The 14,290-nt window shown below is 33.2% G+C and carries 12 protein-coding genes; 3 read left to right on the forward strand and 9 right to left on the reverse strand.

Annotation, left to right across the window (positions count from 1 at the left end):
- Positions 1-127: 127 nt before the first annotated feature.
- Positions 128-562, reverse strand: coding sequence for a lipocalin family protein (locus BSF42_RS08730; RefSeq protein ID WP_095952693.1), 435 nt, complete (start codon positions 560-562; stop codon positions 128-130).
- A 218-nt stretch (positions 563-780) separates the two neighbouring features.
- Positions 781-1,431 (reverse strand): queuosine precursor transporter, encoded by a 651-nt coding sequence (locus BSF42_RS08735; protein ID WP_095952694.1) that lies wholly within the window; start codon positions 1,429-1,431, stop codon positions 781-783.
- A 172-nt stretch (positions 1,432-1,603) separates the two neighbouring features.
- Here BSF42_RS08735 and BSF42_RS08740 point away from each other — a divergent pair, with 172 nt between their 5' ends.
- On the forward strand, positions 1,604-3,664 hold the full coding sequence (locus BSF42_RS08740) for a M3 family metallopeptidase (RefSeq protein ID WP_253251019.1): 2,061 nt from the start codon (positions 1,604-1,606) through the stop codon (positions 3,662-3,664).
- A gap of 62 nt (positions 3,665-3,726) precedes the next feature.
- Here BSF42_RS08740 and tsf read toward each other — a convergent pair whose 3' ends face one another.
- From tsf to BSF42_RS08770, 6 genes are all read right to left on the reverse strand, one after another.
- A complete protein-coding gene (gene tsf / locus BSF42_RS08745) occupies positions 3,727-4,689 on the reverse strand; it encodes a translation elongation factor Ts (RefSeq protein ID WP_095952696.1) in 963 nt (320 codons plus the stop codon).
- Positions 4,690-4,826: 137 nt separating this feature from the next.
- Positions 4,827-5,630 carry a 30S ribosomal protein S2 gene (gene rpsB, locus BSF42_RS08750; protein ID WP_095952697.1) on the reverse strand — a complete coding sequence of 268 codons (804 nt, stop codon included), beginning with the start codon at positions 5,628-5,630 and terminating at the stop codon, positions 4,827-4,829.
- Positions 5,631-5,859: 229 nt separating this feature from the next.
- Positions 5,860-6,246, reverse strand: a complete 387-nt coding sequence (gene rpsI / locus BSF42_RS08755) for a 30S ribosomal protein S9 (RefSeq protein ID WP_095952698.1) — start codon at positions 6,244-6,246, stop codon at positions 5,860-5,862.
- The gene (rplM, locus tag BSF42_RS08760) at positions 6,246-6,701 is read right to left on the reverse strand and encodes a 50S ribosomal protein L13 (protein ID WP_095952699.1); all 456 of its coding nucleotides are present in this window, start codon (positions 6,699-6,701) and stop codon (positions 6,246-6,248) included. The genes rpsI and rplM overlap by 1 nt, the downstream gene beginning before the upstream one ends.
- A gap of 194 nt (positions 6,702-6,895) precedes the next feature.
- Entirely contained in the window at positions 6,896-7,708 is an 813-nt protein-coding gene (locus BSF42_RS08765; protein WP_095952700.1) for a ferritin-like domain-containing protein, read from the reverse strand.
- 25 nt (positions 7,709-7,733) lie between these two features.
- Positions 7,734-8,480 carry a ferritin-like domain-containing protein gene (locus BSF42_RS08770; protein ID WP_095952701.1) on the reverse strand — a complete coding sequence of 249 codons (747 nt, stop codon included), beginning with the start codon at positions 8,478-8,480 and terminating at the stop codon, positions 7,734-7,736.
- A 195-nt stretch (positions 8,481-8,675) separates the two neighbouring features.
- Here BSF42_RS08770 and BSF42_RS08775 point away from each other — a divergent pair, with 195 nt between their 5' ends.
- Positions 8,676-9,701 carry a LacI family DNA-binding transcriptional regulator gene (locus BSF42_RS08775; RefSeq protein ID WP_095952702.1) on the forward strand — a complete coding sequence of 342 codons (1,026 nt, stop codon included), beginning with the start codon at positions 8,676-8,678 and terminating at the stop codon, positions 9,699-9,701.
- Positions 9,702-9,777: 76 nt separating this feature from the next.
- A complete protein-coding gene (locus BSF42_RS08780; protein ID WP_095952703.1) occupies positions 9,778-11,256 on the forward strand; it encodes a P-loop NTPase fold protein in 1,479 nt (492 codons plus the stop codon).
- On the opposite strand, the gene polA is transcribed toward BSF42_RS08780, so the two are convergent.
- Positions 11,257-14,109 carry a DNA polymerase I gene (gene polA / locus BSF42_RS08785; protein WP_095952704.1) on the reverse strand — a complete coding sequence of 951 codons (2,853 nt, stop codon included), beginning with the start codon at positions 14,107-14,109 and terminating at the stop codon, positions 11,257-11,259. It abuts the gene before it with no gap.
- Positions 14,110-14,290 lie beyond the last annotated feature (181 nt).

The raw sequence follows: 14,290 nt of genomic DNA on the forward strand, positions 1-14,290 counted from the left end.
GACATTAAATTACTCTTAATTTTTGAGAGAAGTGTTCTCATATAAATATTTTTTTTGTTTCAAATGTATAAAAAAACCTCAAATCAATTAAGATTTGAGGCTCTTCAGAATTTATTTAGTTCTAAGACTAGATTTTTTTGTAAACTACAACTGCTGAAACTGATATTCCTCCTTCAGAGTAAGTCATTTTTAATTTTAACTTACTTCCAGATAATTCAGCAATTTCATATTTTTCAGATTCACCGATGTATTTTTTAGTCAAAGTGTTTCCGTCTTTAGTAAATGTTCCTTCTTCAGTAAAGGTATTACACTTACTATCTGAATATTCTGCATAAGTATCTACGAATTTGTTATCTGCTTTAAATTCTACGATATCGTTAGCACAGCCACCTTCGTTTGTGTACGGCTGTAAAACTTCTTCAGTTCCAATAACTGCTCCCATGTGAGTGATTTCCCATTTTCCTTCAATTGATGCTGAACTGTCATCTTTGTCACTGCTGCAAGATGTTACTGCTAATCCTAATGTCAAAACTGACACGAAAAGAATACTTAATTTTTTCATTTTTGGTAGATTTTATTTGTTAAATGTTTTGGCAAAAATAGAATCTTTTTTAACAAATAAAGCCTTTTTTATAAGTTTTTTCGTTTGTTTTTAACTTTTTTTTATAAAATACTGAAAATCAATCTTGTTCTTTGTGCGCTATTTTTCTTCCAAAAAATAAGTAAGATTTTTACTTTACAACATTGATTTTATGTAGTAAAAAAAGCACTAAAACGAAGTCATTTTTCTTCGGCCAAATACTTTTTAATTAAGTGGTGACCTAAATAAATTGTGGGAGTTAGTATTATAGCAATTGCTAACTTAAAAGTATATCCAATTAGGCCAGATGAGATAAAGGTATCAAAGTCAATTTTTCCAGGCAGCCAAAAAGCAATTCCTAAAACAATAAAGGAATCAAATAATTGTGAAATTACAGTTGAACCAGTAGCTCTCAACCATATTTTCTTTTCACCTGTTCTATTTTTGAAAAACCAAAATATCCAAACATCAATAAGCTGCGACGCCATAAAAGCGATGAGGCTTCCAACAATAATCCACATACTCTGTCCAAATACAGCTTGAAATTGTTCATCATTTACAGGGCTTATTCCTTTGGCTGCCGGAATCACAATTGCCATAAATAATATTATAAATGCATACGCAATAAGGCATGCAGTGATAAAAGAAAGTTTTTTTACGCCTTTTTCACCAAAATATTCATTAATTAAATCTGTAGTTAAAAATACAATGGGCCAAGGTAAAATTCCTATACTCATTACAAAAGGACCAATCTGAATTAGTTTTCCTCCAATAAGTTCGGCAACAACGGCATTTGTTATAAATATTCCTGCTAGGATTACAAAGACAATTTCTTTTCTGGTTTTAAACATGTTGTTTTGGATATTGATGTTTCAAAAATAAACTATTTCTTTTAAATCCTATAAGCTGATTAATTTATAATCCAGCCGAATATGAATTATGCTTTCGATTGGTTAATTTTGAGTTTCACTTATTATTTTCTCTGAATGAGGAGATTCTACTTAGAATTAATTAATGTAATTTATGATGAAAGCACAAATAGATAATCCATTACTAAAAGAGTGGTCAGGGCCTTATGGAGGAGTTCCAGATTTTACAGAATATAAAATTTCAGATTTTAAGCCCGCAATAGAATTTGCTATTCAGGAAAAATTAGAGGAATTAGATGCCATTGCAGATAATGCTGAAAAGCCAACATTTGAAAATACAATTAAAGCTTTAGAACTTTCTGGTGAAAAATTAGATCGAATTCATGCGGTTTACGGAATTTACAGATCAAATTTAAGCACTCCAGAATTTAATGTAGTTGACACAGAAATGTCTCCAAAGTTGGCAGAAATAAATGATAAACTGTATCAAAATGAAAAGCTGTTTTTACGAATTGAGTCTTTATATAAATCTGACGAAAGTAAGAAGTTAACAGACGAACAACAGCGTTTGCTTTGGCTTTATTATTCTGATTTTGTGAGAGAAGGCGCAGAGCTAAAAAAAGAAGACAAAATTAAAGTAGCGCAGATTAACCAAGAACTTGCAGCGCTTTTTACTTTGTTTAGTCAGAAGTTGTTAGCAGAAGAAAATGATCAATATATAGAGTTAAAAACGGAAGCTGATTTTGAAGGTTTACCTGAAGCATTTAAAAATGCAGCAATTGCCGAAGCGGAAGAAAGAAAGCTGCATGTTTTAGGATGTATTGGAAATACAAGATCCTCTATTGAACCTTTTTTGACTTTTTCAAGCCAAAGAAGTTTAAGAGAAAAGGCATTTGATATTTTCGTTAACCGAGGTGATAACGGAAATAAAAATGACACAAATGAGACATTGGTTTCCATTTTAAAACTAAGAGCAGAAAAAGCAAAAATATTAGGGTTTAATAATTTTGCAGAATGGAGTTTGTCTAATAAAATGGCAAAAGATCCGCAAAAGACTTTAGATTTGATGGAATCAGTTTGGAAACCAGCGGTCGAAAAAGTAAAAAATGATGTTTCGAACATGCAGGAAATGGCAGAACAAGAGGGAGGAAATTTTAAAATTCAACCTTGGGATTATCGTTATTACGCTGAAAAAGTCAGAAAAGCAAAATATGATTTAGATCAGAATGAAATAAAGCAATATCTGCAATTAGAAAATCTGCGTGAGGGAATGTTTTGGACAGCAGGTGAATTGTTTGATTTAGGTTTTAAACAATTATTTGATGTTCCGGTTTATCATTCAGATGTTCGTGTTTGGGAAGTGAATAATAAAAATACTGGCGAGCCAATTGGACTTTGGTATTTTGATCCTTACGCGCGTGTAGGAAAGCGTTCAGGTGCTTGGATGAATTCGCATAGGGATCAGCAGAAAATAAACGGTAAAGTGCTTCCTATTGTGTCGAACAATTGCAATTTTATAAAAGGAAATGCTGATGAACCCGTTTTAATTTCATGGGATGATGCGAGTACCTTATTTCATGAATTTGGTCACGCTCTTCATGGTTTATGTTCTAATGTAACTTACCCGAGTTTGTCTGGAACTTCTGTGGCAAGAGATTATGTGGAATTTCCTTCACAGCTATTAGAACATTGGCTGGCAACTCCGGAAGTATTGAATAAGTTTGCGCTTCATTATAAAACAAACGAACCTTTGTCACAATCTTTGGTGGAAAGAATTGGAAATGCGGCTAATTTTAATGAAGGATTTGCAACTGTAGAAACGATTTCAAGTTCTTTCGTTGATATGAAGTTACATTTAACTACAGAAGTGGTTGATCCGCATCAATTTGAAAAACAAGTTTTAGAGGAAATCAATATGCCGTCAGAAATTGTAATGCGCCACAGAATTCCACAATTTGCCCATATTTTTTCAAGTGATGGATATGCGGCAGGATATTATAGTTACTTATGGGCCGATGTTATAAATGCAGATGCCTACGAAGCATTTTTAGAAGGAAGTGGACCTTTTGACAAAGTTGTATCAAAACGTCTTTTAGAAACTGTTTTGAGTGTTGGGAACACGATAGATAATGAAAAAATGTATGAGAATTTTAGGGGACATGCTCCAAAATCTGATGCGTTAATGCGTGCAAGAAACTTTCCTGTTGAAAACTAATAAAAATAGAAAAGCCCGAATAAATAAATATTCGGGCTTTTCTTTATTGAAAAAATAATATATTAACCTAAAGTAACTCTTTTGAAACCTGTAATTTCAACGTTGAATCCTTTAACGTAATCACTAACTTTTTTACTATCATCTTTGATGAAGTTTTGATCTAATAAAGCTTTCTCTTGATCTAAAGTTGTATTATCAGAGATGAAACGTTGAACTTTTCCTGGGATAATTTTGTCCCAAATTTGTTCTGGTTTACCTTCAGCTTTTAATTCAGCTTTAGCATCTTCTTCAGCTTGTTTGATAACTTCTTCAGTTAATTGAGAGTAAGAAATATATTTAGGAACATTTTTTAAAGTTTTTCCTAAACGTTTTGCTTCTTCATTATCTTTTTCGATTACAGCAATACGAGCAGCAAGTTCAGATTCAACGAAAGCAGGATCAAAATCTTTGTAAGATAATGTATCAGCTCCCATAGAAGCAACTTGCATAGAAACATCTTTAGTTAAAACGTCAGCGTTAGGAATTGCAGCAGAAATTGCAGTTAATGCAGCAATTTTGTTTACGTGAACATAAGATCCAACGAAAGCACCTTCTAAAATTTCAAAACCACCGATTTCGATTTTTTCACCGATAACACCAGTTTGCTCGATTAATTTTTCAGCAACAGTAATTCCGTTGAAATCTGAAGCTAAGAATTCTTCTTTAGAAGAGAAATTAATAGCTCTTTCTACTAATTCTTTAGCCAAAGTTACGAAAGCCTCATTTTTACCTACGAAATCTGTTTCGCAGTTTAAAGTGATGATAGCTCCTTTAGTATTGTCAGCATTGATAAAAGAAACAGCAGCTCCTTCAGATGAGTCACGGTCAGAACGGTTAGCAGCAACTTTTTGTCCTTTTTCTCTAAGGACTTGTATAGCTTTATCGAAATCTCCATCAGCTTCAACTAAAGCTTTTTTACAGTCCATCATTCCGGCACCTGTAGATTGTCTTAATTTATTTACGTCTGCAGCAGTAATTGTTGCCATAATATTTTGAATTTTAATGTTAAAAGTAAAAATTCCATCTTTTAAATTCTAAATTCCAATTTTATTAAATTATCAACATAACGTTTTTAATTTTTGTTTGGATTTTAGAATCTAAAATTTGGAATTTAAAATTTGATTTATTCTTCAGTTGCAGGAGCAGCAGCTTCAACAGCCGGTGCAGCTTCTACAGCAGGAGCAGCAGCTTCAGCAGCAGGAGTTTCTTCTGTGAAAACTTCAGTTTCTTTTTCAGAACCTCTGTCAGAAAGACCGTCGATTACAGCAGCAGTAACTAAAGATAAAATTTTGTCAATTGATTTAGAAGCATCATCATTTGCAGGAATCACGTAATCAACCTCTCTTGGGTCAGAATTCGTATCAACCATTGCGAAAACTGGAATGTTTAATTTTTGAGCTTCTTTTATTGCGATATGTTCAGCTTTGATATCTACTACGAACAATGCTGCAGGTAGTCTAGACATATCAGCGATTGAACCTAAGTTTTTCTCTAATTTAGCACGTAGACGATCAACTTGCAAACGCTCTTTTTTAGATAACGTCATGAAAGTACCATCTTTCTTCATTTTATCAATAGAAGACATTTTTTTAACTGCCTTTCTGATAGTTACAAAGTTAGTTAGCATTCCACCAGGCCATCTTTCAGTGATGTAAGGCATGTTTGCAGCTTTTGCTTTTTCAGCAACGATGTCTTTTGCTTGTTTTTTGGTAGCTACGAATAAAATTTTTCTACCTGATGCAGCGATTTTTTTCAAAGCTTCGTTAGCTTCTTCAATTTTAGCTGCAGTTTTATATAGATTGATAATGTGAATACCATTACGCTCCATATAAATGTAAGGGGCCATGTTTGGATCCCATTTTCTAGTCATGTGTCCAAAGTGAACACCTGCTTCTAGTAAGTCTTTTACTTCTATTTTGTTTGCCATTTTTGTACTAGTTTACGTTCTGTTGATTAGCAATGTGTTTTGAACTTTAGCTTTAGGCAATATGCTTTAGGCTTTAAGCTTTATGACTTTCAGACTTTCGACTTTCAGACTCAACCCATTTAGATGCTAAACTATTTCCTACCTCGATAGGAGAGCAACAATAACTGTGTTTTTTAATTTCAATAAATAATTGATAATGTCTTGTCCCATTTGAACAAGACAGGTAATATTAACGTTTAGAGAATTGGAATCTCTTACGAGCTTTCTTCTGACCGAATTTCTTACGTTCAACCATTCTTGGATCTCTTGTTAATAAACCTTCTGGTTTAAGGATTCCTCTGTTTTCAGCGTTAACTTCACACATTACGCGTGCTAATGCCATTCTTACAGCTTCTGCCTGACCAGTTGAACCACCTCCGTAAACGTTTACTTTTACATCAAAGTTGTCTACATTTTCTGTCATAGACAATGGTTGTAAAACTTTGTATTGTAAAGTTGCAGTTGGAAAGTAAGTTGCGAATTCTTTTTTGTTTACAGTGATTTTTCCTGTTCCTTCAGAAACATATACACGTGCAACAGCGGTTTTTCTTCTACCGATTTTGTGAATAACTCCCATTACTTAAGATCATTTAGGTTAACAGTTCTAGGTTTTTGAGCTCCGTGAGTATGCTCAGCACCTACAACAACATTTAGATTTCTAAAAAGTTCTGCTCCTAATTTATTTTTAGGTAACATACCTTTTACAGCTTTTTCTACTAATAATGCAGGGTTTTTTGCTTGCAATACTTTAGCAGTTAAAGTTCTTTGTCCTCCTGGGTAACCTGTATGACGCATGTAAATTTTGTCATTCAATTTTGTACCTGTAAGGTTAATTTTTTCTGAGTTGATAACAATTACGTTATCTCCACAGTCAACGTGCGGTGTGTAACTTGGCTTGTACTTACCTCTTAAGATCATTGCAACTTTAGAAGCAAGACGTCCTAAGTTATGACCTTCAGCGTCAACAACAATCCACTCTTTAGTTACAGTGGCTTTGCTAGCTGAAACCGTTTTGTAGCTTAATGCGTCCATAATATTATTTTAATTAAACATTCCATCCCCAATAAAGGGGATGCAAAAGTACAATTAATTATTTTAAATCCAAATACCTGAAAAGAATATTTTATCTGCTGAAAATCAGGGGTTCAGTTTTTTATTAAGTCAAGGCATAAAAAAAACCGTCTTACTTTAAGGTGAGACGGTTTAATAATTAGGAGAAAAAATTATTATACAATAAAAATATTTGCAATATCGACTACTTGCTGTGTCGTTAATGGTTCGTCATAAGCTTCAGAACCTGCTGCAGCGCCAAAAGCTGAAGCTGTATTAAAGCCAGCCTGCATTGTTACGCCTTCACCGTCATATACTGCCTGCGTTGCTGCCGGCATACCTGCGCCTCTTTCTGCATTAGAAATCCATCCTTTCAAACCTCTCAGTCTTCTTACTTCAGAAGCATGGCGAGCTTCAACAGAATGTATTTGAAGTGCCGCTGTTAATAAATCTGGTGTTGTAATTAAATTAGCTGCTTGTCCTTTATAGGCTCTAACCCCTGTGTCTTCAAATGCTTGAGCAAGAGCTAGAAAAGTTGGATAATCATTAAAAGGATCAAAAGCGCCTCCAACAGTAAAGTCAAATGTCGGTTTTGGTACAAAGTTAGCACTTGCTGTACCGCCAAGACCGGCTATTAAGAATTTAACATGATCTGCTTCGTGATCTGCGATTTGTTGGAAGACTTTTAAATCACGTCCGCCATTTTCAGATGCTGGAATTACGCCAGAATCTAATGCCATAGCATAAAACTCGTTTTCTAAATATTCTAATGTTAAAGCAAATTGCAAAGCGCCAATAGGAGTTGCTGGAGTTGCTTTTATATCTTGTGCCATTGCTTTATTAGCAAGAGCTGATAATCCGAAAGGGATAGAGGCGAAGGCCAGTGTTTTACCGATATTTCCAAATTGCGAAAAACTGTCTCTTCTTGATCCAGTGCTTTTCATTAAGTTGTCATCAGTAAACGTTTCTATAAATTTTAAAATGTTCATAATTTCTAAGTTTTACTGGTTAAGATTAAGGTAAGTATTTAGCTGTAAATTTGGTAGTAATAAAATTCGCAGCAATCGGCAGAATTTTAGATGGGTCTTTCGCGTCATCTAGTCCTGTGGACATATTTACGATATCGTCTCCCGCAAAATCTTTAGAATTCGGATTAATTAAACTTCTTATTGCAGCAGCATGTCTGGCTTCTACAGAAACAATTTTTCCTGCTAATAATAGGTAGTCCGGTGTTTTGATTAATTTTCCAGCTCCATTATAGGCAGCTACTCCTGTGTCTTCGAGAGCTTTAGCAGTTGCTAAAACTTCAGTACGGCTGTTGAAATTTAAAGAACCGTAACTAAACGCCAATGTTGGAAGTAATTGAGAACTTGGATCTGGAAGAGCTCCGGTCAAAGCGGCTTTGAAGAAATCTCTGTGAACAACTTCATGGTGGTATAAGTCTGTCAGTACCTGACGTTCCGTTTCATTAAATACACTATTAAAGCTTGATGCGTTTACTACTTTAGTGTAAAAATCTGCTTCTAATTGTTCTAAAGCGTAGGCGTAGGTCAGAACTCCAAAGTCCCCTGAGCCTAAATCAAAAACACCATTTCTTACTCCAGGTAAAGAAGTGTCTTCCATATCGTTATCGTTATCATTGTCGCTGCAGCCAGCTAAAACTAAACCTGTGGTCACTAATGTTAATCCACTGAGCTTAAGAAAGCTCCTTCTGCTATTCAGTGAAGGATCAACTTCATGAATTTTAACTTCGTTTTTCATAATCTAGGTTTTTATTAAGGTTAATAACATCGTATTAAGTTTATTAACGAAATTTTTGTAAGTGCGGTTTCAGAAAAATCCTCTTTTTTTGTTTTTTTTCGAATTGAGCACGTAATTTCAAATACTGGTAGTTGTTTTTTGTTTTATTTTCGGTAATTCTACTATATTTGTATTAATTACATAAACTTTTATTAGATGAAAGCTAAAGCAACTCTAAAACAAATTGCGAAGGAACTAGGCGTTTCTGTGTCAACGGTGTCTAAAGCACTTAATGACAGTCCGGAAATAAGTGAGCAGACGAAGGTGAAGATTAAGGAGTATGCCAAACTCAAAAATTATAAGCCGAATGTTATTGGTCTAAATTTAAAGAATCGTAAAACCAAAACTATTGGAGTAATTATTCCTAATATTTTGAATTCTTTCTTTGCGAAGGTTTTTAGCGGTATTGAGAAAGTGGCCGATAAAAAAGGATATAATGTAATTACTTGTATTTCTAATGAATCTCTGGAAAAAGAAGTTCATACTCTTGAAATGCTGAGCAACGGAACGATCGACGGATTTATTTTGTCTGTTTCTCAAGAAGCTCAAAAATTGCAGGATTACAATCACTTTTCTGAAATTATTAATGACGGAACTCCTATAGTAATGTTTGATCGTATTGCTGATGAAGTAGATTGTGATAAAGTAATAGTAGATGATTTTGATTCTGCTTTAAATTCAACGCAGCATTTAATTGATTTAGGATGTAAAAATATTGCACTAATTTCTTCGGTAGATAATATTAGTGTTGGAAGATTGAGAACTGAAGGATATTTAAAGGCTTTAAAAGACAATAATATTCCAGTTAACGAAAAAATCATTCTTCGCACAGATTCTGAAGAAGATATGAAAGCTAAAATAGAAGGTTTGTTTGATCATAAAATAGACGGAATTTTTGCTTTGGATGAAAATGATTCAGTTGCTGCTTTAAGAGTAAGTTTGAAAAAAGGATACAGAGTTCCAGAAGATATATCAATAATAGGTTTCGCAGACGGAATTTTAGCTTCAAGACGTTTATCACCAAGTTTGACTACAATAAGTCAGCACGGTGTTGAAATTGGAGAAACTGCTGCAAAAAGATTAATTGAAAGATTAGAAGAACCAGAAGGAACAATTTCTGAATATGAAACGATTGTTATTAAAACAAAATTGAAAGAAAGAGAATCTACTCGAAAAAAATAATAAAAACAAAAAATCCATTCGAAAGAATGGATTTTTTTTATGCTAAAAAAAGCTACATTTGAAAAAAAGCTTTTTTATGACTCATCCAAAATTACTTTCAAATTTACCAATTAATGATTTAAGTTCTGAAACTGATTATTTAGGAATAATTGATAAAGGAGATTTGATCAAAACTTTTTTAAAAGGAAATAAAGATCAATTTGATGAAATTAAAATGTTTTCACTTTATGGAGAATGGGGAAGTGGGAAAAGTAGTTTGATGAAATATCTTGAAAAAGAATTGAAAGCTGATTTCAATACTTTTTTCTTTGAAGCTTGGGAATTTGAGAAAGATGAAAATTTATCAATGTCTTTACTTGAATTTATCACTTCTAAAAATATAGATATAACTGAAGAACTATGTAAAGATATTTTAAAATATGGAGGGAGAATTTTAAGGGGCTTAGGAAAATCTATAAAATTAAATATACCATTATTTACAAATGGACCAGCTATAGAATTAGACCCATCAGCCTTCGTTGAAGAAGTTTCTAAAAGCGAAGAACTAACATTTTATAAAGCCTTAAGGAATTTTAAGACGGAATTTATTCGTTTAGAAGACAATATTACAAAAGAAGATAATTCAAAATATAATATTGTTTTTATTGATGATTTAGATAGATGTGAACCAGAACAAGTATTGAATCTGCTTTCAGCAATTAAACTTTTTTTTACTTATGGACAAAAAACAATTTTCTTCTGCGGAGTAGATAAAAAAGCAGTTGAACAAGCTGTTAAAACGAAATATGGAGAAATTGTTATTTCCAATGAATATTTAGAAAAAATATTTGATATTTCTTTTTCGATGCCTCAACATGACAATTTATTAAAGATGATAAAATATTATTTTGATGATACTTATTACAAATTAGAAGAAGATAATATTGCAATAAGTTATAGAATAAATGAATTTTTTCAATATCTTGAATTTACCAATCCGAGAAGGGTTAAAAAGGTTTTGAATAAGTATCAAATTTTGAGAAATATGAAATTTCTTTCTCTTTCCGAAAAATTCATTCCTTTTCCTAATATTGATGAGAAAAATGGAATACAAAAGAGTTATTTCGAAACGATTTTTGTTTTGTATCTAATTATTCTTCATGAATTTTATCCTGAATTGTTTGATAATTTTCTCAATTTTGATATTAAAAGGAAAAGTTATTTTGCTGGATTAAAAAAATCAGATTCTGTTAGAGATGTTAGTGCTTCAATAGAAAAGATTAGTGCTGTTTTAGAGGGAAATAAATCAAATACAAGTTTAAATGAATTCGTTTTAAGTGGTAATGATTCAAAATGGGGATTTACTATTTGCATAGCACCATCAATTGTTGATCATTTATCTTTAGCTAGTGTTTCAGGAAATTATCTTGTTGGACAAATGGTAGTTAACGAAAACAGAATTGAATACTTGTTTTACAAGTTAATGATTGATAGTAATGCAATAAATAACGTCGCAAAAAACTCATCAAGCTCGTCGTTAAGTTCGATAAAAAAACTAGTTAGCAGCGCATTGTAATTAATGCGCTTCTAACCAGTCTTTACCCAAACCAAGTTCAACATCCAATGGAACTGCCATTTTAAAAGCATTTTCCATTTCGTGTTTAATCATCGGCTGGATTTTTTCTAATTCGTCGTTGTGCACATCAAATACAAGCTCATCATGAACCTGAAGCAGCATTTTAGATTTCCAGTTTTCTTCAGTCAGTTTTTTATGAATGTTGATCATCGCGATTTTAATGACATCGGCAGCGCTTCCCTGAATTGGTGCGTTTACAGCATTTCTTTCCGCAGCACTTCTAACAACGGCATTTGCCGAGTTGATGTCTTTTAAATAACGACGACGTCCTAAAATAGTCTGCACGTAACCATTTTCGCGAGCAAAATCAACTTGATCCTGCATGTATGATTTTAATCTCGGATATGTTTTGTAATACGCATCGATTAAAGCAGCACTTTCACCGCGGGATAATGAAGTCTGATTACTTAACCCGAAAGCAGAGACACCATATATAATTCCGAAGTTTACCGTTTTAGCATTGCTTCTTTGCTCGCGCGAAACTTCTTCTAAAGCTACATCAAAAACTTTTGCTGCGGTTGCTCTGTGGATATCTTCACCGTTTTGGAAAGCCGCAATCATATTTTCTTCACCACTTAAAGCAGCGATAATTCTTAATTCAATCTGCGAGTAATCGGCAGAGATTAAAGTATGGTTTTCATCACGCACTACAAAAGCCTTACGAATCTGACGGCCTCTTTCCGTACGAATCGGAATGTTCTGTAAATTGGGATTATTTGAACTCAAACGCCCCGTGGCAGCAACAGTCTGCATATAATCAGTATGAACACGCAAAGTCTTTTTGTCAACTTGTTCTGGTAAAGCCAAAATATATGTACTTTGTAATTTTACCATTTGACGCCAATCCAAAATTTGTTTTACAATCGGATTGTCATTAGCCAGATAAGTTAAAACTTCTTCTCCAGTTGCGTATTGACCCGTTTTGGTTTTCTTTTGCTTTGCCCCGCCAATTTTAAGTTTATCAAATAAAATATCTCCTAATTGTTTTGGAGAAGCTAGATTGAATTTCTCGCCGGCAGTTTCGTATATTTTTTCTTCTAAAGATTTGATTTCAACATCCATTTCTGTAGACATTTGTTTTAAGAAATCAACATCTAGACGAATTCCTTCAGTTTCCATTGCGGCTAAAACGCTTACTAACGGAATCTCAATTTCATCAAATAACTTTTTAGTTTCAGTTTTGTCTAATTCTGATGTAAAGATTTCTTTTAGCTGCAGTGTAATATCGGCATCTTCAGCGGCATATTCTTTAATATCTTCTAAAGGAACATCACGCATCGAAAGCTGATTTTTTCCTTTTTTTCCAATTAAAGTTTCAATTGATTTTGGAGAATATTTTAAATACGTTTCTGCCAAAATATCCATATTATGACGCATATCTGGATTAATCAAATAATGCGCAATCATCGTGTCAAAAAGTTTGCCTTTTACGATAACGCCATAATTAGCAAGGATTTTTAAATCGTATTTTAAATTTTGTCCAATTTTTTCAATGTTTTCATTTTCAAAAAACGGAACAAATTTGTCCACCAAAACTTGTGCTTCTTCTCGACTTTCTGGAAACGGAACATAAAATGCTTTTCCTTTTTCGTAAGAGAAAGACATCCCGACAAGTTCTGCGTGCAAAGCGTCGATTCCTGTTGTTTCGGTATCAAAACAAACAGAAGTCTGTTTTTGTAAATTCTGTAAAAGCAATTTAATTCCTAGATCACCCTGAACGGTCTGATAAGAATGCTCTGTGTTTTCTAAAGTATTATAAAATGAATTTCTTGCCGCTTCAGCACTTTCATCAAGAGTAGTGCCTCCTCCGCCAAAAAGATCAAATTGATCTTCATTTTTTGGCTGTGGTTTTTTGTATAATTTAGCATCAGAAGCTGGACTACTATTCGCTAATTCATTTCCGCCGCCAACTTTAAACAAGTTGTCAAATTGTTCTGCCATTCTTCTAAATTCCAATTCCTGAAAAATAGCATCCGTTTTTTCAATATCCGGACGAGAAAGTTCGTAGTCATCTTCATTAAAAACAACATCACAATCGCATATAATTGTTGCCAGTTTTTTAGATAAAATACCTTTGTCTTTATTAGCTTCGATATTCTCCTTCATTTTACCTTTTAGTAAATGGGTGTTTTCCAAAAGGTTTTCCATTGTGCCAAATTCTTTCAGAAACTTTTTAGCTGTCACTTCGCCAACTCCTGGTAATCCTGGAATATTATCTACAGCATCGCCCATCATTCCCAGAAAATCTATTACTTGTTCTGGTCTTTCTACTTCAAATTTTGCCAAAACCTCAGGAATTCCCCAAATTTCGATTCCGTTACCCATTCGGGCAGGTTTGTACATAAATATATTTTCAGACACCAATTGCGCAAAATCCTTATCAGGAGTTACCATAAAAACTTTATAATTCTGTTTTTCGGCTTGTTTAGCAATTGTTCCAATTAAATCATCGGCTTCACATCCTGCGATTTCAATAATCGGAATATGCATCGCTTTTAATAATTCCTGAATATATGGAATAGCAATTTTAATTGCCTCTGGAGTTGCATCACGATTGGCTTTATATTCTGCAAACATTTCAGTTCTTACCTGACTTCCTTCTTTGTCAAAAGCAACCGCTAAATGATCTGGTTTTTCTCTTTTAATAACATCCAAAAGTGAGTTCATAAAACCCATAATTGCAGATGTATCCATTCCTTTTGAGTTGATTCTCGGGTTTTTTATAAAGGCGTAATAACCACGAAAAATTAATGCATAAGCATCGAGAAGAAAAAGACGTTTTTGAGTTGACATATAAAAAATATTAGTGTGTAAAAATAAACAATTGGGTTTTAAAAACAGATTTGTTGATGAAAAATTAATTTTTTAGCACTATGAGTTATGCAAGTGTGTTTTAAGGTAGATATGGTGTACGCTGATAAAGTTACAGCAGACCTTTTTTGTTTTTTAATGCGTTAAATTTTTTATAATAAAA

Source organism: Flavobacterium sp. ACN6 (assembly GCF_002304005.1).
Taxonomy (GTDB): domain Bacteria; phylum Bacteroidota; class Bacteroidia; order Flavobacteriales; family Flavobacteriaceae; genus Flavobacterium.